This window comes from Pseudomonas sp. CCOS 191, assembly GCF_001007005.1.
GTDB lineage: Bacteria > Pseudomonadota > Gammaproteobacteria > Pseudomonadales > Pseudomonadaceae > Aquipseudomonas > Aquipseudomonas soli.
In genome coordinates, this window is record NZ_LN847264.1 from 4,381,732 (window position 1) to 4,402,781 (window position 21,050).

Genomic DNA, 21,050 nt, shown 5'->3' on the forward strand with positions numbered 1-21,050 from the left:
CTTTCCGTTCGAAGCGACTATCGCCGAGCAGCGATCAAGGCTCCTGCCGACGCTGTTGATGAATCCAGTCAACAATCTCACCATCCGGCGCATACCCACTGACCACTTCCCGCAGCAGTTGCCGAACCTGATTGTAATCGTCCGCAGAGATCGCTTTGAGTAGAGCGGCCAGACGCTCCTTGAGGCGATCCCAGCCCAGGTAGTCCTCCTGCGCGCTCATGATCATCGGATGCCGGGTCGATACCACGTCGTCACCGATCAGCAGCTCTTCAAAGAGCTTCTCCCCCGGCCGCAACCCGCTGAACTCGATGGAGATGTCGCCATGGGGATTGCTGTCCGAACGCACACTCAGGCCCGACAGGTGAATCATCTTCTCCGCCAGCTCGACAATCCGCACAGGCTCGCCCATGTCGAGCACGAACACATCGCCACCCTGCCCCATGGAGCCGGCCTGGATCACCAACTGCGCCGCCTCGGGAATGGTCATGAAATAACGGGTGATCTTCGGATGAGTCACCGTCAATGGCCCACCCGCCTTGATCTGCTGATGGAACCGCGGAATCACCGACCCGGAGGATCCCAGCACGTTGCCGAAGCGCACCATGGTGAAGCGAGTCTTGTTCACCCGGGAGACATTGGCCACATCGTTGAACAGCACCGGCGCCTGCTCACGGCTCAGCGCCTGCAACACCATTTCTGCCAGGCGCTTGGTGCTGCCCATGACATTGGTTGGGCGCACGGCCTTGTCCGTGGAAATCAGCACGAAGTTGGACACACCCGCCTGCAATGCAGCCTGGGCCGAATTCAGGGTGCCCATGACATTGTTCAGCACGCCTTCGGCGATGTTGTGCTCGACCAGCGGCACATGCTTGTAAGCTGCCGCGTGGTAGACCGTATCCACGCGCCAGGTGGACATGACATCCAACAACTGCGCGGGATTACGCACAGAGCCAAGGATCGGCACGATACGGGTTGGCGACGATGTGCGCTGAGCACAAGCCTCCAGCTCCGAGAGGATGCTGTACAGGTTGAATTCCCCGTGGTCGAGCAGCAGCAAGGTGCTGGGCTTGAGCGCGAGGATCTGCCGGCACAGCTCCGAGCCAATCGAGCCGCCTGCACCGGTCACCATTACCGTCTTGCCCTTCACGCAATGCTCGAGAAGATCAGCCTGGGCCGGCACGGCATCGCGCCCCAGCAGGTCGGCGATATCCACTTCCTGCAGGTCATCGACCTTGACCCGACCGCTGGCCAGGTCCATGAAGCCCGGCACGCTGCGCACATGCAGCGGGTAGCCTTCGAGCAGCCCGAGGATCTCTCGGCGACGGGTGCGACTGATCGAGGGCACGGCCAGCAGCAACTCCTGGGCACCTGTTTCTTCGATCATGCGCTGGATCTGTCGGGCTTTGTAGACATGAAGACCGGCGATCACCCGCCCTGCGATGCTGCCGTCGTCGTCGATGAAGGCGACCGGACGCATCACCTTGCCCATGCGCAGAGCAGCCACCAACTGGTTACCCGCCGCACCCGCTCCGTAGATTGCGACCTTGAGCAGACCATCGTCACGATTGCTGAACGGTATATGCTGCGCCGCGGCAAACCAGTCGCCGAGGAAATACTGACGCATGGCCAGTCGCAGCCCGCCGATCAACACCAGGCTCAACCACCAATAGTTGAAAATGACCGAGCGCGGCACGAGGTACTGATGATTGGCGGACCAATAAACGATTAGACCAAGGATCAACGCCGACAAGGTCACCGCCTTGGCGATAACCACGAGCGCATCATTGCCGAAGTAACGCATTACCGCCCGGTACATGCCAAAGCGGATGAACAATGGAATCGAGACCAGTGGTGCGCAGGCGAATAGCCAAAGATGATCCTGGGCCAGCTCAAGGGACTCTTCAAAGCCCAGACGCACCACGAAGGCCAGCCACATGGCCATCCATACCAGCACCACATCGGCCAGTACCTGGATCATTCGCTTCTTGGCCCGCGGCAGCCCTAGCAGAAATGCCCGCATTCTTTCCCAACCCCTTTCGTACACCGTTACTGTCCCTATCTGAGCAGATCTTTTTTGATGGTGAAGGCACACACCTGCGTGCCAACCGCCGACGTTACTCGACACCGCCCGCGTTGTAGGCCACCGCCAGCGCTACCAGCGGTACATAGGCGATGAGCAACCCGACGAAACCATCGATGCCAAACAGCATGACGCAGCCCGCCACCGGCAACAACCAGCACAGCGTGAGCACTGCCACCGCCAGGGTCACCGGGAAATGGCCCCCGACACGCCGCGAAGCGAACTGATAGGCGTGGCTGCGGTGTGCTTCGTAAACCTTGTCGCCGCGAAGCAACCGACGAATCAGCGTGAATGTGGCATCGACCACGAACACACCGAGCAGAATCAACCAGCACCAGAACAGCTGTGACGACGCCCAGGCTGCCTGCAAGGACAGCAGGCCCAGGGCGATGCCGAGGAATCCGCTGCCGGCATCACCCATGAAAATCTTGGCGGGCGGGAAATTCCAATATAGAAAGCCGCCCACCGCCATGATCAGAATCACGGGCAGGGCCATCAGTTGCTCGAAGCCGCTCATCCAGTACAAGACACAAGCGCCCAGGCAGACGCAGATGGCCTCGACGCTTGCGATGCCATCGATCCCATCCATGAAATTGTAGAGATTGAGCAGCCAGACCAGATAAACCGCAGCAAGCACCGCGCCCACCCAGCCGAGGTCGATCTCGACACCGAACACCGTCAGCGGCGGCAAACCACCAAGCCAGAACAGCCCCCATGCCGCAGCGATGAAGTGCCCTAACAGTCGCCAACGGGCGGCGATATGCCCGTGATCATCCATGAAGCCGATGATAGCGATCAGACCTCCCGCACCCGCGATAGCAAACACCGTATGTGAGTCCAGCAATCCCGCGCCACCGAGCGCCACCAATGCCAACAGGAAAGACACCACAATGGCCACGCCTCCACCACGAGGCGTTGGCACCACATGAGAGCTGCGGGCATTGGGGATGTCGATGATGCTTCTGGCCAGCGCATAGCGGCGCAAACCAGCGGTCATGAGCAGGGAGATCAGCAGCACCAGCGGTGCCAGCCACCATTGAGTCATTTGTTCATTTGTTCCTGGTAATGGCGGGCGGCTTTCGCCAACGCCCGGTCCACGCTCACCGGTGGCGTCCAGCCAAGCAGTGAGCGCGTTTTTTCGATATCGACCTGCAGCGACCCGCACAAACGCTGCGAGAGCGCACGCCGTCCTAGCAAGGTAGCGCCCAATGCCAGCAGCGCGGCCGGCACTGGCAGCAATCTTGCCGGTTTGCCAAGGGCCTTTGCCATGCGTCGCATCAGGCTTGTAGTGGACAGGTCTTCGCCATCGCTTACCAGAAAGGTCTGATTGGCGGCGGCAGGATGAGTCGTGCAGATACGCACCAGGTCGACGAGGTTATCCAGAGCGACCAGGCTGCGGCGGTTGTGTATCGCACCGAATGGCAGGGGCACACCTTTGCCCAGCCAACGCATCATCGCCAGGAAGTTGGCCTTTACCCCCGGCCCGTAGACCAGCACAGGGCGGATGATCACCACCTCCAGGCCTGTGTCCCGAGCCAGCGCGCGCAGCCCCTGTTCAGCCTCCATCTTCGAAACGCCATATGGATCGGCCGGCGCAGGCTCATCATCAGCACGATACGGCCGTCCCGGCACGGTCCCTTCGCCATTGACCTTGATCGAGCTGATGAAAACGAAACGCCTTGCCCCCGCCGCTGCTGCCTGCCGGGCAAGATTTAGCGTGCCCTCGACATTGACCTTGCGAAAAGCAGCCAAAGGATCGACTTCGGTGTCGTTCATCACATGCACGCGGGCGGCAGAATGGATGACAACCTCGACACCTTCCAGGACAGCCTGCCAGTCGGTCTCGCCATCGATCGCCTCGATCGTGAAGGCGGCAGCCCCGAAGTCGGCAGGGATAGCACCACGGATCGCAGCACGCACCGCATGCCCTCGCATGGCGAGATCCGCCAGAACCGCCTTGCCGACAAAACCGGTTGCCCCGGTCAACAGCACTGTTGAATTCATCAGCAATTTGTCCTTCGCAGCGACGCGCCCCGCAACAGGGTCTCCAGACGCGACATCAGTTTTTCCTTGGCATAGCGCTGCTCGTAGTACGTCCGCCCTGCCCGCCCCATCGTCGCACGCTCTGTTTCGCTGGCCTCGGCCAGCGAACGAGTGATGGCAGCCAGGCCGTCAGCATCGCCGGAGTTACAGGCAAAACCTGCGCCTGACTCTTCGATCACCCGTGCGGCCTCGCCATTGATCATGCCAAGCAGCGGTCGCCCAGAAGCCAGGTAGGCCTGAACCTTGCCCGGAATGGTCTTTTCGAACACGTCGTTGGTCTTGAGCGACACCAGCAGTGCATCTGCCTGGGCGAACAAACCTGGCATCGCCTCAATTGGATGGCGTCCAAGCAGCAGCACATTGTCGAGCTTGCGTAAGGCGACCTGGGTGGTTAACCACTTGCTCATGCGGCCGTCCCCAACTATGACCCAACGTACCGCCACCTTCCCACGAAGGGCTTCGGCTGCATCGAGCACTGCTGGAAAGTCCTGGGCCTCGCCCAGGTTGCCGGCGAACACTACGGTAAACAGACCGGGCTCGCGCTGGATCAACGCAGGCTCCGAGAGCGACGCCTGTGAAAAGTCGTCCTCCGCCCAGCTCGGAAAATAGACCAGGCGTTCTTCGGCAATCGGACGGCTGCAATATCGACGTACGTTATCGAAGAAACCATGGGACTGGAGTAACAGGTAGTCCGTACGATTGTAGATCCACGAGACCATCCTGCCGACCAATCCCAACAGACGCGGGTGTTTGACCACGCCGACCGCGCGCAGGGTCTCTGGCCACAGATCAAGCACCCAGACGAACACCGGCGCCCGCTTCAGGCGGCCAATCACCAGCGCCGGGATCGCGGCCAGGATGGGAGAGACGGCATACACGAACACCGCATCGAAGCGCTTTCCGCGTAGTTTGAACGCCCCCAGTGTGGAAGCGTTGAGCAGGAACGACAGGTAGTTCAACACCAGGGTGAAGCTACGCTTGCCGCGCGCAACCAACGGCACGCGAATCACTTCGGCACCCTCATAGCGAGCGAACGCCTCCGGATTTCGCCGGAAACGTTCGAACACCTCGCCTTCCGGGTAGTTTGGCAGCCCGGTCAGCACGGTGACCTCGTGTCCCTTGGCCGTCAAGTCGCGAACCAGGTCATTGATCCGCATGTTCTCGGGCCAGAAGTACTGGGACACAACCAGTACCTTGAGTGATGTTTCAGCCATGGTTGCTCAATCGTATTCAGTAGCGCTTCCAGACGACGCGGTTCACGTAGTCGGTGTAACTATGGAGGATCCGCACGACCTTGTCGGAGACGTTCGGCATGCTGTAGTCCTCGACCAGGCGCAAGCTGCGGGCTTCGCCGCGGGCCTGGCTTGCGAGGATACTCAATCCCTGCAGCACGCGCTCGGTTTCCAGCCCGACCATCATGGCGGCCGCCTCTTCCATGCCCTCTGGGCGCTCATGCGCTTCACGAATGTTCAGAGCAGGGAAGTTGAGGATCGAAGCCTCTTCGCTGATGGTCCCGCTGTCGGACAAGACAGCCTTGGCTTCGAGCTGCAGCTTGTTGTAGTCCTTGAAGCCCAACGGCTTGAGCAAGCGCACATTGGCATGGAAGGTGACTCCCATGGCGGTCACGCGCTTCTGGGTACGCGGGTGGGTTGAAACGATCACCGGCAGGTCGAACTGCTCGGCCACGGTATTGAGCACGTCCACCAGCTTGAGGAAGTTGGTATCCGAATCGACGTTTTCCTCGCGATGGGCGCTGACCACAAAGAACTTGCCGGGCTCCAGCCCGAGACGCCCAAGCACATCCGACTTGTCGATACCGTCGCGATAGTGATTGAGCACTTCGAACATCGGGCTGCCGGTCTTGATCACACGGTCGGCAGGCAGCCCTTCGCGCAGCAGATAGTCGCGCGCAATGGTGCTGTAGGTGAGGTTGATATCAGCGGTATGGTCGACAATGCGACGATTGATCTCTTCCGGCACGCGCATGTCGAAACAGCGGTTGCCGGCCTCCATGTGGAAGGTCGGGATCTTGCGGCGCTTGGCCGGCAGCACGGCCATGCAGCTGTTGGTGTCACCCAGCACCAGCAGTGCCTCGGGGTCGATCTCGGCAAGTACGCGATCGACCGCAATAATGACGTTGCCGATGGTTTCAGCGCCGGTAGCCCCCGCCGCGTTGAGGAAATGGTCAGGCTTGCGAATGCCGAGGTCGGTAAAGAAGATCTCGTTCAATTCATAGTCATAGTTCTGGCCGGTGTGAACCAGCACATGGTCGCAGTGCTGGTCGAGCGCGGCCATGACCCGCGAAAGACGGATAATTTCTGGGCGCGTGCCCACGACAGTAACAACTTTCAGCTTCTTCATTTTTGACTTCTACCTTGAAACGCCGACTCAGGCATGGGTACCCACAGGCCGGGCATAAGTATCCGGGTGTTCACGATCGAAAATTTCATTGGCCCAGAGCATCACAACCATCTCATCATCTCCGACGTTGGTGATGTCATGGGTCCAGCCCGGAACCGTTTCGACCACTTGCGGCTGGTCGCCGTTGGTAAACAGCTCGTAGAACTCGCCCGAAACAACATGCCTGAAACGGAAGCACGCCGAACCCTTGATCACCAGAAACTTCTCGGTCTTGCTGTGGTGATAGTGCCCGCCGCGAGTGATGCCAGGATGCGCAGTGAAGTACGAGAACTGACCGGAGTCGCGCGTCTTCAACATTTCGACGAAGACCCCCCGCGGGTCGCCGTACTTGGGCACTTCATAGCTGAATTTTTCCGGTGGTACATAACTCAGGTAGGTCGAATACAGCGCTCGGACCAGACCCGTGCCGACCGGCTCGGTGATCATCGTCTGACGACTGTCGCGAAAAGCCTGCAGCTGCTCGGCCAACTGGCCGACTTTCACCGGGTACTGTGGCTGCACCTCGACGAAAGGTCCTCCATCGACCTGGCCATCCATCAACTCGATGAATTTTCTGACGACGTCGTCGACATACACGAGGGTGATCGACGCATCCGGATCGTTGATGGTGATGGGCAGGTCACGCACGATATTGTGGCAGAAGGTCGCGACCGCCGAGTTGTAGTTCGGCTTGGCCCATTTACCGAACACATTGGGCAGGCGGAAGATCCATACCGGCACCGCAAGTTGGTCGCGCAACGCCAGCAGCTCGTCCTCGGCGTCACGTTTGCTCTTGCCGTAGGGGTTATCAAAAGCGGCCTGCGTTGAAGAGGTATAGATGATCGGCACTGCCCGGCCGGTCGCCCGTACAGCTGCGCACAGCGTGCGGGTCAGGTCGGTGTTGCCGACGTGGAACTCTTTCGGATCTTGCGGCCTGTTCACGCCAGCCAGATGGAAGATGAAGTCGGCCTGCGCGACCATCTCGGGCAACGCATCCAGTGCATGATCACGAGTGAACCCTATTACTTCGACATCACTGCGCTCTGCGAGGTGCACCAACAGGTTCTTACCAACAAAACCATTGCTTCCGGTGATCAGGACACGCATCGCTTACTCCTCGGGCGCAGCGTTTTCGCCACGCTGGATGGCACGCATGAAGTCGAGCTTGAGCAGCAGTTGCTGCATGCCCTCCACGTCCAGGCGCTCGGTGTTGTGCGAGTTGTAGTCTTCCGTGCGAGAGATCTTGGTTTCCCCCTCCTCCACAAACTTGGCGTAGTTCAGGTCGCGCAAGTCTGGCGGAACTCGGAAGTAGTTGCCCATGTCCTCGGCACAGGCCATCTCTTCGCGACTAAGCAGCGCCTCGAACAGTTTTTCACCATGACGGGTGCCGATTACCTGAATCGGGTGATCTGGCTGCCCGACCATGGCAGTCAGTGCCTGGGCCAGCGTCTCAACGGTCGCAGCCGGCGCTTTTTGTACGAACAGGTCGCCATTGTTGCCGTGTTCGAACGCATACAGGACGAGATCCACGGCATCGGCCAGGGTCATCATGAAGCGTGTCATGCTGGGATCGGTAAGGGTCAGCGGTTTGCCGGCACGGATCTGGTCAATGAACAAAGGGATGACCGAGCCACGAGAGGCCATCACGTTTCCGTAGCGCGTGCCACAGATGACCGTTTTCTTCTCATCCACATTACGGGATTTGGCGACCATGACCTTTTCCATCATGGCCTTGGAGATCCCCATGGCATTGATCGGATAGACGGCCTTGTCGGTACTCAGGCAGACCACGCGCTTCACTTCGTTCTGGATTGCCGCTTCCAACACGTTTTCGGTGCCCAGCACGTTGGTCTTCACCGCCTCAAGCGGGTGAAACTCACAGGAAGGGACTTGCTTGAGCGCCGCAGCATGGAAGATGTAGTCAACACCACGGCTGGCAGCCAGGATACTTTGATAGTCACGCACGTCGCCGATATAAAACTTCAGCTTGTCGCTGGTGTAGCGCTTGCGCATGTCATCCTGTTTTTTCTCATCACGACTGAAAATACGGATCTCACCAATATCCGTATCGAGGAAGCCTTTGAGCACGGCATTGCCAAACGACCCGGTACCACCTGTGATCAGGAGGGTTTTACCTTTGAAATTCATACTTTCTCACATGCTGATAAAATGTTGCTGGTAGCAGATTCGACTTTCATTTCCTGCTCGTAATAATGCCGGCCGTTTGACGCGCAGCGCGCCAAAAATACGCTATCTTGGCGCATTTTTTCAAGTGCCTGGCCCAGACTCGCCGGATCGCCTGCCTCTACCCACAAACCTGCCTTCATGTCATCGACCAGAATGCTGCCAAACTCGGTGTACCTGTCGATAGACGCAAGAATCGGTAACCCGACTTTCAGATAGTCAATGGATTTCGAAGGAAAACTCGGCACTGCGTGCTGCCCCGACAAGGAGACAATGCCCACATCACATACAGCCACTACTTTTTCATACTCATCGCGCGGCACATAATCGACAAACAATACATTGTGCAATTGCTCGTCCTGCGCACGCGCCTTGAGCCGGGGCAACTCGCTGCCTCGCCCGATAAAGACGAACTGATGATCCTCGCGCCCTTTCAGACTCGCGGCCAGATTCAGAATATTGTCCAGCCCCTGGACCACAGACATGGCACCACCATAGACGGACACGAAGGCATGCTCTGCAATGCCGTACTGCTCCCGAATGGCTTTGCGCTGCGCAGCGGATATTTCCACCTTGGGCAACTGCTTGGTCCACAGCGGCAGCTGGCTGACCCGCCCGGCATCAACTTCATAGTTCGCCTGTAAAAATTCGGCACTGCCCTTGGTCATGCAACCGATTGCATCGAATTTTTTATACAGGCGGTTCTCCCAACTCACGAAGAAGCTGAAGAGCTTGCTGCGCCCACCCGACCACAGATCACGCATGTAATAGGGGAAAAAATCCCACAAAATCAGATATTTTTTAGCCTTTGGTTTAGTCCAGAAAAAATCCAGCAAACCCCAAATTACAATACAGGGTGTTGTTGCAACGATCAGGTCGGCCTCCATGATTTTCCGCCTGTAGCGCAATCTGACCAGCAGGGAAAACATAAAGATCTTCAGCATGGCACAGATGAAGTTCTTTTTATAAAAAAAGCGCCAAAGCCGCTGGCGATAGACCTTCACCCCATTCAGGTCGATAACCGCGTTACCACCATCGGCATACTCCCAGCTCAGCGCCAGCACAGAAACTCGCTTGCCTTCACGCGAAAAGCACTCAGCCAGCTCATTGGTCAGCCAGCCCTCACCCGCTCCACACGGGTACTTGGTCGTCAACAGCAACACCTTACTCATCCGCGCCTCGCCATAACCTTTGTAACTCCTTGTGCAACTCATCAACCCTTTCAGAACCGGTGCTACGCAACTCTATATCCCTCTGAAACAGGCTCTGATAAGGGAAGTAGACCATTGAAATATGAGTCAATACAAATTTCGCATAGAGCGCAGTGCATACGCCAAAGATGACACACCATAGCACCCCCCTATTCAAGCTTTTGGAAAAGTCGAACACTGGCCACGTGTAACCCAGCAAGAAAAATATAAAAAAAGCCTGGAATCTCGACAAAAATGTTGGATAGGCCCAGAACACTAGACTGATCGAGACTGCGGCGCAGGCCAGAGCAAAATTGAACGCTTGCGCTTGCGTGTACTCGCCTTCACGCAACTGCATACGCCTGCGGTAGCACGCCAGGTAGAACAGCGTGAGAAAAAGCGTCACGAACAGTAATTTGTAAAGAATGCTCGCGCTTGGCGTGTCAAGCCCTTGATAGATCGCATACTTCTGCAATGGCGGCCAGGTTGCCGCCAGTTGGATCAGGCCACCGAGGATGTTGATATTGGCCAAGTAGCTGGCCGCCAGAGCCCCCACCACCGGCACCGCCACCATCGGGCTCACACCGACACAGCGAATGACCAGAAACACCCCGATAGCGAAAGCGCTGGAGATATGGAACAGCATCGCCGATGCGAAAAACAGGCAGGTGAGCCACGGCTTGCGCTCGAAGAAATAGGCCGCCCCACAGAGGAAGAGAGACAGGGCAAGCCCTTGGCGCATCAGTGAAAATGCATTGATCAGGTACAAATCGGGCACTGTGTAATACACCGCTAGCGCGAGCAGTGCCAAACCTTGAAAGAACTTTCGAATGAACAACGCAGTAAACAATACCTGGGCGGCGCTCAAGACAAACTGGAAGGTCGTAAAATCCAGGCGCCAGTATCGAAACAGCTCCACCAACCACCTGAAACCGGGCTCGAACTCATACTTGCCGCTCAGGTTGTCGCCCTGTACATAGAACTCTTCATAGGCCGGCCAATCGTAACCCGTTTGATAACGCGCGGCCGAAAAGACCATGAGCAACAGCGCAAGCCCTATGAAAAGCAACTGTTCGGCACCAGGCGCCGCCCTTCTCAACACCCACGCCCAAACCGCCGCGACCCAGACGGCGACGAGCATCAGGGTATAGATGTCCAGAAAGCGGCTTGCCAATTCCATCAGGCTTCAGTCTTGGGCTTCAACTTGATGGACCTTGTCATCATCAGGACCAGGGCCACAGCCGATAAGACTCCGACAAAGCCAATCACCAACAGCCGCTCAGCAATCCCCCAGTCCTTCACTACGCTGTACACGCCCAGAAGGACAATGACCCCGGCAAACACCATCGTTAGACGCCCCATGAATGGCGCGTCCAACTTGGTGCAGGCAAGGTACATCATGAAAGCTGTGTCGAATACAGCTCTGACCACCCAGGCGTAAGCGGCGCCAAGCACACCAAAGTGAAGAGTAAGGCCCCACAGCACTCCGAGGAAGATCGGTATCTCGATCACCTGCAGCAGGGCAACCGCCCTGGCACTGCCCGTACCTTGCAATAACGTGAGCGGAACGTGAGCCATGCAATTTACAAGAATTGCAAAAGCGAAGATCACGAGCAACATCTGGCCCTCGCGGGCAAATTCTGCACCAACCCACAGCGCCAACACATCGTAGGAAAGCACTGCCAAGGCCAAAGACAGGGGCGCGATGATACCAAAGATGGCCGCACTCGATAAATCAAACAGATGGCGAGTTGCCTTGCGGTCCGAACTGGAGAATCCGCCGGAAAACAATGGGAACAGAACAGCCGTCAGCGCTCCGGGAAGGATCCACAGCTTGGTGACCAGTTCATTAGGTGTGACATAAAAGGCCACTGCATTGGCTGACACCAAGCCACCAAGCACGAAGCGATCCGCATAGGTCATAATCGGCCCCACCACGCTGGCAACCGACAGCCATCCACCACTGGCACAAAGTGATTTTACGTGACGGCGATCCCACGCGAGCTGCCCATGCTCGATCGGCGCCACATGCCGACGCGCAGAATGCCAGTAGACTGCGCAGGCCAGGACCCGACCAAGCACAAGAACAACGGCAATCAAGTCCAGACGCGCTCCGAAAATCATACCCACCAGGACTGGCCCAACGAAGGTATAGACGCCCAGCGGCAATCGCACCGCATTCACTCTGCCGAACGCCTGGCGCGCTTCAAGCACCCCACGAAAACCCGACGCAAGGATGATGAACGGTATGGAGACGGACATCACTTGAAAAGCAGTAACGGTTTCCTGTGGGTCGGTCACCCCCTTCACCAAACTGACTATTTCGCCACTGATCAGGAAAATCAAAACACCCAGCACGATACTGACCGCGGCCATGAGCACATAAGCTGTGCCGATGATCGCGCCAAGTGTCGACAAACAAGCCTGGCGATCGAACATGGCAATCTGCATGGTCAGCGCGCGCCCCAAGCCCAGGTCGAAGATTCCGGCATAGCTGACCACAGCCCACATCAACGCAAGCAGGCCGAACTTCTCGGCACCGAGCAAATGGATAAGGTAGGGAATGGTGAAAACCGCAACGATCATGGGCAGACCCAACCCACCAAGGTTAAGGATCGCGCCTTTAACAACTTTCGACATCGAGCTCATAAGGGTCTATCAATTGTTCATTCATTTCTGCCAATGCCCGCACAGCCCTGGCGCTGCTCTGACGAATGATCTGCAGCACAGCCACCCGATCTAGCCCAACCAGCCATGATACCGTAACAACACCCACCCGGGCGGGTTAAAGATCGGATCGAAAGACACAAAGCTACCGGACCTGGCTACGTCGCGCACGAAAGCCTGGGCAAAGAGTGGTGGAATCCGGCCACTTTGCTCAGGACCGCCTAAGGAACCAACCAGAAGATGAAAGCAACGCGCATCAAAACCAAGACCACCCCGCTTCTTGCCTGGTCAAGCATCCCACTCCCGCCCCAGACCACAACCTGGTCAGCAGACTCGCGCATTTCTTGCTTGAGGGCGGCGACAAGAACCGATGATTTCGCATATTCCACTGCGGCAGGGAATTGCAGGCAAATGCATTACGCCACTCTTTGATGAACGGAAGAGGAATAGCGCCATTAACGCACCATCCCTGACACCAACAAAGGAAAAAAATCTTGAGCCAGCGTAAGACTTTTCTCTAATTCCCCGACAGCGCTGCCTGACGAGCAGAGACACGAATTTTGCGCTTGCCACGCATCAAGGCGTATGCCCCCAACAGAGGACCAATAGCCAGACCGAGCACCAGCGCAAGCAACATCAGCACCGCTACAGGCATGGCCGGCGCCGACCAACCGAACAGCACCAGGGAAACGCCCTGCTGGTTCTCCAGCACAAAGAACAGCACCACGGCCGCCAGCAGCAGTACGAACAACGCCGCCAAAGCGCGCTTGAGATTACGCATCAGATTACTCCTTCACTCAAGTGTGCTCGTGCTCGTCTTCATTGACCCGATCACGCAGCTCCTTGCCGGGCTTGAAGTGTGGCACGTACTTGCCGTCCAAGCTGACCGACTGACCGGTCTTGGGGTTGCGACCTACGCGGGGCGCGCGGTAGTGCAGGGAAAAGCTGCCGAAGCCACGGATCTCGATACGATCCCCGGTCGCCAGGCACTGCGACATCTGCTCAAGCATGGTCTTGATGGCCAACTCGACGTCCTTGGACGAGAGTAGCCCCTGATGGGTGACAATACGTTCGATCAGCTCCGACTTCGTCATATTTTTCCCTTCGTTATCAAGCAGCTAGATCATTGCTTAATCAGTTTGTAGCACGCTCCGAGCGATTTGAACAGGCCGGTTCTTGACTAAACAAAAAAATTCAAGGTAAGGATTTGTTCACAGCCGTGACAAGCCGCCAGGAATCGGGCCAGGGCACCTGAGGCCTCACCCCTGCTGAGAAATCACAAGCACAAAAAAGGGCGACCCGAGGGTCGCCCTTTTTACCGATCAAACAGAACTCAGTTCTGCTTGGCCATAGCTTCGCGCAGCAGCGCGGCCATGGTGGTGTCGGCAGCCGCTTCCGGAGCGTTTTTCAGGCTCTGGATGGCTTCGCGCTCTTCAGCATCGTCCTTCGACTTGATGGACAGGCTGATGACGCGGGACTTGCGGTCGACGCTGATGATCTTGGCTTCGATCTCTTCGCCTTCCTTCAGCACGTTACGAGCGTCTTCAACGCGATCACGGCTGATTTCGGAAGCCTTCAGAGTAGCTTCGATGTCGTCGGCCAGGGTCACGATAGCGCCCTTGGCGTCAACTTCCTTGACGATACCCTTGACGATAGCGCCCTTGTCGTTGACAGCAACGAAGTTGGAGAACGGATCGTCTTCCAGCTGCTTGATGCCCAGGGAGATGCGCTCGCGCTCTGGGTCAACCGACAGGATGACGGTTTCCAGCTCGTCGCCCTTCTTGAAGCGACGCACGGCTTCTTCGCCGGCTTCGTTCCAGGAGATGTCGGACAGGTGAACCAGACCGTCGATGCCGCCGTCCAGGCCGATGAAGATACCGAAGTCGGTGATCGACTTGATGGTACCGGTGATCTTGTCACCCTTGTTGAACTGGCCGGAGAAGTCTTCCCATGGGTTGGACTTGCACTGCTTGATGCCCAGGGAGATACGACGACGCTCTTCGTCGATGTCCAGAACCATGACTTCCACTTCGTCGCCAACCTGAACGACTTTCGACGGGTGGATGTTCTTGTTGGTCCAGTCCATTTCGGAAACGTGTACCAGACCTTCAACGCCTTCTTCCAGCTCAGCGAAGCAGCCGTAGTCGGTCAGGTTGGTAACGCGAGCAGTCACGCGAGTGCTCTCTGGGTAACGGGCTTTGATAGCAACCCATGGGTCTTCGCCCAGTTGCTTCAGGCCCAGCGAAACGCGGTTGCGCTCACGATCGTACTTCAGGACCTTGACGTCGATCTCGTCACCAACGTTGACGATCTCGGACGGGTGCTTGATACGCTTCCAGGCCATGTCGGTGATGTGCAGCAGACCATCAACGCCGCCCAGGTCAACGAACGCACCGTAGTCGGTGAGGTTCTTGACGATACCTTTGACCTGCTGGCCTTCCTGCAGCGATTCCAGCAGAGCTTCGCGCTCGGCGCTGTTTTCGGCTTCCAGGACGCTGCGACGGGAAACGACAACGTTGTTGCGCTTCTGGTCCAGCTTGATGACCTTGAATTCCAGCTCTTTGCCTTCGAGGTGGGTGGTGTCGCGCACTGGGCGGACATCAACCAGGGAGCCCGGCAGGAACGCACGGATGCCGTTAACGTCGACAGTGAAGCCGCCTTTAACCTTACCGTTGATAACGCCCTTGACCACTTCTTCAGCAGCGAAAGCAGCTTCCAGAACAATCCAGCACTCGGCGCGCTTGGCTTTTTCACGGGACAGCTTGGTTTCGCCGAAGCCGTCTTCGACCGCGTCCAGCGCAACGTGAACTTCGTCACCGACCTTGATGGTCAGTTCGCCAGTTTCGTTGTAGAACTGCTCGAGCGGGATGACACCCTCGGACTTCAGGCCAGCGTGTACGGTAACCCAGTCGCCGTCGATGTCGACAACGATACCGGTGATGATTGCACCCGGCTGAAGATTGAGGGTTTTCAGGCTTTCTTCAAAGAGTTCTGCAAAGCTTTCGCTCATTTTAATTCCTGTAGATTCGGGCGAAAAAGACGCCCATAGCCACATTCCAGACAATGTGGGTTTCGTTAAGTTAAGAAGCGCTGGCAGGACGTTGACTGGTGCCCCTGCCGGCTCTCCTCTCCATCAGGCCAGGTCGCGCAGGGCGAGCTCGCTTCTGATGCGTTGCAGCACCTGTTCGATGGACAACTCCGTGGAATCCAGCTGGATTGCATCGGCCGCCGGCTTGAGCGGGGCCACTGCACGCTGGGTGTCGCGCTCATCACGCGCACGGATCTCATCTAGCAGACTCGACAGACTAACATCTTCGCCCTTGCCCTTCAACTGCAGGTAACGGCGACGGGCACGTTCCTCGGCACTGGCGGTAAGGAACACCTTCAACGGCGCGTCCGGGAACACCACGGTACCCATGTCGCGACCGTCGGCGATCAGCCCGGGGGCCTCACGGAAAGCACGCTGGCGCTGCAGCAGCGCCTCGCGCACCGCGGGCAGCGAGGCGACCATCGAGGCCCCGGCACCGACTGTCTCGGTGCGAATGGCATTGCTGACATCCTCACCTTCGAGAATGATCTGCTGCAGCTTGCCCGGCTCCGCCGCGACGAACTGTACGTCCAGATGCGCGGCCAGCGCCTTGAGCAGCTCTTCGTTGGTCAGGTCGACGCCATGGTTGTTGGCGTTGAACGCCAGCAGGCGGTACAGGGCGCCGGAATCGAGCAGGCGCCAGCCCAGCTCGCGGGCCAGGAGCCCCGCCACGGTGCCCTTGCCCGAGCCACTCGGCCCGTCGATGGTGATGACCGGTGCTTGCGAATTCACGACTTGCCCTCTTCGGCGACGCGGATGCCGACTTCCTTGCACAGCGCCAGGAAGTTGGGGAACGACGTGGCGACGTTGGCGCAGTCATGGATCACGATCGGCGCGCTGGCGCGCAGCGAGGCGATGCTGAAGGCCATGGCGATGCGATGGTCGCCGTGGCCGTGCACTTCGCCGCCGCCGATCTGGCCGCCGTCGATGATGATGCCGTCCGGGGTCGGCTCACACTTCACGCCCAGGGCGATCAGGCCGTCGGCCATCACCTGGATGCGGTCCGACTCCTTGACCCGCAGCTCTTCGGCGCCACGCAGCACGGTACGCCCTTCGGCGCAGGCGGCGGCGACGAACAGCACCGGGAACTCGTCGATGGCCAGCGGCACCAGCTCTTCCGGGATGTCGATACCCTTGAGCCTGGCGCCACGCACGCGCAGGTCGGCCACCGGCTCGCCGCCGACTTCACGCTGGTTTTCCAGGGTGATGTCGCCGCCCATCAGGCGCAGGATGTCGATAACGCCAGTGCGGGTCGGGTTGATGCCAACGTGCTCCAGGACCAGCTCGGAACCCTCGGCGATGGACGCTGCCACCAGGAAGAACGCTGAGGAGGAAATATCCGCCGGCACCTCGATGCGGGTGGCGGTGAGCTTGCCACCGGACTGCAGGGAGGCTACCGGACCGTTCGACTCGACCGCGTAGCCGAAGCCGCGCAGCATGCGCTCGGTGTGATCACGGGTCGGCGCAGGCTCGGTGACAGTGGTGGTGCCTTCGGCGTACAGGCCGGCCAGCAGCAGGCACGACTTGACCTGGGCACTGGCCATCGGCAGCGTGTAGTTCAGCGCCTTGAGCTTGTGCCCACCACGGATGGTCAGCGGCGGACGACCTTCGGGGCCGGTCTCGACCACGGCACCCATTTCACGCAGCGGATTGGCCACGCGATTCATCGGGCGCTTGGACAGCGAGGCGTCGCCGGTCATGGTGGTGTCGAACGACTGCGCTGCCAGCAGGCCGGACAGCAGGCGCATCGAGGTGCCGGAGTTACCCACGTACAGCGGGCCGGGCGGCGGCTTCAGGCCGTGCAGGCCAACACCGTGAATGGTCACGCGACCATGGTGCGGCCCTTCGATGACCACGCCCATGTCACGGAAGGCCTGCAAGGTCGCCAGGGCGTCTTCACCCTCGAGGAAACCTTCGACTTCGGTCGTGCCCTCGGCCAGCGAGCCGAGCATGATCGAGCGATGGGAAATCGATTTGTCGCCAGGTACGCGGATCCGTCCGGACACGCGGCCACCCGGTTGGGCCAGGAAAATCAGATCGTTGGCGTTCATAGCGTCCACATAGGCCCGACGGGCAAGGATTTTACTGAAATGCTCGCGGGCAACCCGGGCGCGGGTGAACACGCCCAGCAGTTGGTGCCCGTCCCCAGCATCGACCGCGTCGCGCAGGGCGTCGAGATCGCTGCGAAATGTATCGAGAGTGCGCAGGACCGCCTCGCGGTTGGCGAGGAAGATGTCGTGCCACATGATCGGGTCGCTGCCGGCGATTCTCGTGAAATCGCGGAAGCCTCCCGCAGCGTACCGGAAGATTTCCAGGTTTTCATTGCGTTTGGCCAGCGAGTCGACCAGGCCGAAGGCCAGCAGGTGCGGCAGATGACTGGTGGCGGCTAGCACTTCATCATGGCGCTCCACCGACATATGCTCGACATCGGCATCCAGCGCTCGCCAGAGGCGATCGACCAGGGCGAGCGCGCCCGGCTCGGTTTCCGCCAGCGGAGTGAGGATCACCTTGTGCCGACGGAACAGCGCCGCATTGGAGGCCTCCACCCCGCTCTGCTCCGATCCGGCGATCGGGTGCCCCGGCACGAAACGCGGCAGGCGCTCGGCAAATGCCTCGCGCGCGGCACGCACCACATTGCCCTTGGCACTGCCCACGTCGGTGATCACCGCATTACCCAGGTCGAGCTGGGCCAGGCGAGCCAGGACTTTCTCCATGGCCAGGATCGGCACAGCCAACTGGATGACGTCGGCGCCGACACAAGCGGCCGCAAGGTCTGCCTCGCAGCGATCGACCACGCCCAGCGCCACGGCTTGTTTGCGCGACTCGGCGTCGAGGTCGACGCCGACCACTTCGCGGCACAGGCCACTTTCGCGCAGGCCCTTGGCGAAGGAGCCGCCGATCAGACCGAGGCCGACCACGACCAGGCGACCGACAATCGGTGTGGATTTGTTTGTTACAGCATCAACCACGAGTGCAAACCCTGTTCAAAAACATGCCAGTCATTGAGACCGCAGGGGGCTGCTGCGCAGCCCATCGCTGGCAAGCCAGCTCCCACATGGGCCAGCAACACGCCACTCCCTGTGGGAGCCGGCTTGCCGGCGATGGGCCGCAAAGCGGCCCCAACAAAATCGATCAAAGCACCGCTTTCGGATAAGAGCCCAACACCTTCAGCGCCACAGCCTCTTGGCTGATCTGCTCGAGCACCGCCTTGATCAGCGGATCACGATGATGGCCGACAAAATCGATGAAGAACACGTAGGTCCACTTGCCGCTGCGCGACGGACGGGTCTCAATGCGCGTGAGGTCGATGCCGTTTTCGTGGAACGGCACCAGCAGCTCGTGCAGAGCACCCGGCTTGTTGCTCATGGAGACGATGATCGAAGTCTTGTCGTCGCCGGTCGGCGGTACTTCCTGGTTACCGATCATCAGGAAGCGCGTGGAGTTGTCCGGGCGGTCCTCGATCTTTTCGGCCAGACGGGTCAGACCATACAAGTTGGCCGCCATGTCGCCGGCGATCGCCGCCGAATTCCACTCGCCCTTGACCCGCTTGGCCGCCTCGGCGTTGCTCGACACAGCCACGCGCTCGACGTTCGGGTAATGGGCGTCCAGCCACTTGCGGCACTGGGCCAGCGACTGGGCATGGGAGTAGATGCGAGTGATGCTGTCGGTCTTGGTGTTCTCGCCCACCAGCAGGTGATGGTGGATACGCAGCTCGACCTCGCCGCAGATCACCATGTCATGCTCGAGGAAGCTGTCCAGCGTGTGGCTGACGGCGCCCTCGGTGGAGTTCTCCACCGGCACCACGCCGAAATTGACCGCACCCGCCGCCACTTCGCGGAACACCTCGTCGATGGCCGCCATCGGGCGGCTGACCACGGCATGGCCGAAGTGCTTCATGGCTGCGGCCTGGGTGAAGGTCCCCTCAGGGCCGAGGTAGGCAACTTTCAGCGGCTCTTCGAGCGCCAGGCAGGAGGACATGATCTCGCGGAACAGCCGCGCCATCTCTTCGTTGTCCAGCGGCCCCTGGTTACGCTCCATGACGCGCTTGAGCACCGCGGCCTCGCGCTCGGGACGGTAGAACACCGGCGCCTCGCCTTCAGGCAACGATGCGGTCTTGACCTTGGCCACTTCCTGGGCGCAACGGGCGCGCTCGCTGATCAGCTCGAGGATCTTCTCGTCGAGACTGTCGATGCGCACACGCAGAGCCTTGAGCTCCTGATCGGACATCAGCCGTGCTCCTTCTCGAATTCACCCATGTACTGCACCAGCGCCTCGACAGCCTCCAGGCCCAAGGCGTTGTAGATCGAGGCACGCATGCCACCAACCGAACGATGGCCCTTGAGGTTGAGCAGGCCACGGGCATCGGCGCCAGCCAGGAAGGCTTTGTCCAGACGTTCATCGGCCAGGCGGAACGGCACGTTCATCCACGAACGGGCGTTGACGCTGATCGGGTTGGTGTAGAACTCGCTGGCATCGATGAAGCCGTACAGGCGCTCTTTCTTGGCGCGGTTGCGCTGCTCCATGGCCTCGACGCCGCCCTGCTCCTTGAGCCACTCGAACACCAGGCCCGAGAGGTACCAGGAATAGGTGGCCGGAGTGTTGTACATCGAGCCGTTGTCGGCCGACACCTTGTAGTCGAGCATGGTCGGGCAGCTGCTGCGGGCACGACCCAGCAGGTCTTCACGCACGATCACCACCACCAGGCCACTCGGGCCGATGTTCTTCTGCGCGCCGGCATAGATCAGGCCGTACTGCGACACGTCGATCGGGCGCGACAGGATGTCCGAGGACATGTCGACCACCAGCGGGACGTCACCAGTCTCGGGCACCCAGTCGAACTGTAGGCCACCAATGGTCTCGTTGGACGCATAGTGCACGTAGGCGGCGTTGCGGGTCAGCTGCCACTCGTTCTGGCCCGGGATGGCCAGGTAGTCGTAGGGCTTGGCGCTGGCAGCAACGTTGATAGTGCCGAAGCGGCGCGCTTCCTCGATGGCCTTCTTCGACCAGATACCGGTCTCGACGTAGTCGGCGGTGCCATTTTCCGGCAGCAGGTTCAGTGGAATCTCGGCGAACTGCTGGCTGGCGCCGCCCTGCAGGAACAGCACCTTGTAGTTGGAGGGGACGGACAGCAGGTCGCGCAGGTCCTGCTCGGCCTTTTCGGCGATAGCCACATAGTCGTCGCTGCGATGGCTCATTTCCATCACCGACAGACCCTTGCCGCGCCAGTCCAGCATCTCGGCCTGGGCGCGCTGCAGCACGGCATCAGGAAGCGCGGCAGGGCCTGCGCAGAAGTTAAAGGCTCGTTTGCTCACATCCACTCTCGCTCTGCCAAATAGAACAAAATCGTAATTCGCTGCCGACCAGTCAAGACTGTGTCGCCGGCACCGGGGCTGCCTTG

17 protein-coding genes are annotated in these 21,050 nt (G+C 59.3%); all 17 read right to left on the reverse strand.

From position 1 onward, the window contains the following. Positions 1–34: 34 nt before the first annotated feature. Positions 35–2,020 (reverse strand): polysaccharide biosynthesis protein, encoded by a 1,986-nt coding sequence (locus CCOS191_RS19465; protein ID WP_046856608.1) that lies wholly within the window; start codon positions 2,018–2,020, stop codon positions 35–37. Between the two features lie 94 nt (positions 2,021–2,114). Beyond that, a complete protein-coding gene (locus tag CCOS191_RS19470) occupies positions 2,115–3,125 on the reverse strand; it encodes an MraY family glycosyltransferase (protein WP_046856609.1) in 1,011 nt (336 codons plus the stop codon). Beyond that, a complete protein-coding gene (locus CCOS191_RS19475; RefSeq protein ID WP_046856610.1) occupies positions 3,122–4,084 on the reverse strand; it encodes a UDP-glucose 4-epimerase family protein in 963 nt (320 codons plus the stop codon). Before CCOS191_RS19475 ends, CCOS191_RS19470 begins: the two co-directional genes overlap by 4 nt. Continuing rightward, positions 4,084–5,337, reverse strand: coding sequence for a glycosyltransferase family 4 protein (locus tag CCOS191_RS19480; protein WP_046856611.1), 1,254 nt, complete (start codon positions 5,335–5,337; stop codon positions 4,084–4,086). The genes CCOS191_RS19475 and CCOS191_RS19480 overlap by 1 nt, the downstream gene beginning before the upstream one ends. 16 nt (positions 5,338–5,353) lie before the next feature. Continuing rightward, positions 5,354–6,484: a non-hydrolyzing UDP-N-acetylglucosamine 2-epimerase gene (wecB, locus tag CCOS191_RS19485; RefSeq protein ID WP_046856612.1), complete on the reverse strand. Its 1,131-nt coding sequence runs from the start codon at positions 6,482–6,484 to the stop codon at positions 5,354–5,356. A gap of 27 nt (positions 6,485–6,511) precedes the next feature. Next, positions 6,512–7,630, reverse strand: coding sequence for a UDP-2-acetamido-2,6-beta-L-arabino-hexul-4-ose reductase (gene wbjC, locus CCOS191_RS19490; RefSeq protein ID WP_046856613.1), 1,119 nt, complete (start codon positions 7,628–7,630; stop codon positions 6,512–6,514). A gap of 3 nt (positions 7,631–7,633) precedes the next feature. Continuing rightward, the gene (locus CCOS191_RS19495; protein ID WP_046856614.1) at positions 7,634–8,671 is read right to left on the reverse strand and encodes a polysaccharide biosynthesis protein; all 1,038 of its coding nucleotides are present in this window, start codon (positions 8,669–8,671) and stop codon (positions 7,634–7,636) included. Further along, entirely contained in the window at positions 8,668–9,879 is a 1,212-nt protein-coding gene (locus CCOS191_RS19500) for a glycosyltransferase family 4 protein (RefSeq protein ID WP_046856615.1), read from the reverse strand. Before CCOS191_RS19500 ends, CCOS191_RS19495 begins: the two co-directional genes overlap by 4 nt. After that, positions 9,872–11,077 (reverse strand): EpsG family protein, encoded by a 1,206-nt coding sequence (locus CCOS191_RS19505; protein ID WP_046856616.1) that lies wholly within the window; start codon positions 11,075–11,077, stop codon positions 9,872–9,874. The genes CCOS191_RS19500 and CCOS191_RS19505 overlap by 8 nt, the downstream gene beginning before the upstream one ends. Beyond that, a complete protein-coding gene (locus tag CCOS191_RS19510; protein ID WP_172670902.1) occupies positions 11,077–12,537 on the reverse strand; it encodes a flippase in 1,461 nt (486 codons plus the stop codon). Before CCOS191_RS19510 ends, CCOS191_RS19505 begins: the two co-directional genes overlap by 1 nt. A gap of 544 nt (positions 12,538–13,081) precedes the next feature. After that, positions 13,082–13,345 carry a lipopolysaccharide assembly protein LapA domain-containing protein gene (locus tag CCOS191_RS19515; RefSeq protein WP_046856618.1) on the reverse strand — a complete coding sequence of 88 codons (264 nt, stop codon included), beginning with the start codon at positions 13,343–13,345 and terminating at the stop codon, positions 13,082–13,084. Between the two features lie 16 nt (positions 13,346–13,361). Further along, positions 13,362–13,658, reverse strand: coding sequence for an integration host factor subunit beta (ihfB, locus tag CCOS191_RS19520; protein ID WP_023629327.1), 297 nt, complete (start codon positions 13,656–13,658; stop codon positions 13,362–13,364). 239 nt (positions 13,659–13,897) lie between these two features. Then, positions 13,898–15,574, reverse strand: a complete 1,677-nt coding sequence (rpsA, locus tag CCOS191_RS19525; RefSeq protein WP_046856619.1) for a 30S ribosomal protein S1 — start codon at positions 15,572–15,574, stop codon at positions 13,898–13,900. A 123-nt stretch (positions 15,575–15,697) separates the two neighbouring features. Next, positions 15,698–16,384 carry a (d)CMP kinase gene (gene cmk, locus CCOS191_RS19530; RefSeq protein ID WP_046856620.1) on the reverse strand — a complete coding sequence of 229 codons (687 nt, stop codon included), beginning with the start codon at positions 16,382–16,384 and terminating at the stop codon, positions 15,698–15,700. After that, positions 16,381–18,588, reverse strand: coding sequence for a bifunctional prephenate dehydrogenase/3-phosphoshikimate 1-carboxyvinyltransferase (locus tag CCOS191_RS19535; protein WP_046857872.1), 2,208 nt, complete (start codon positions 18,586–18,588; stop codon positions 16,381–16,383). Before CCOS191_RS19535 ends, cmk begins: the two co-directional genes overlap by 4 nt. 196 nt (positions 18,589–18,784) lie before the next feature. Further along, positions 18,785–19,879, reverse strand: a complete 1,095-nt coding sequence (gene pheA / locus CCOS191_RS19540) for a prephenate dehydratase (protein ID WP_046856621.1) — start codon at positions 19,877–19,879, stop codon at positions 18,785–18,787. Continuing rightward, a complete protein-coding gene (gene serC, locus CCOS191_RS19545; RefSeq protein ID WP_046857873.1) occupies positions 19,879–20,964 on the reverse strand; it encodes a 3-phosphoserine/phosphohydroxythreonine transaminase in 1,086 nt (361 codons plus the stop codon). Before serC ends, pheA begins: the two co-directional genes overlap by 1 nt. Positions 20,965–21,050: the final 86 nt, after the last annotated feature.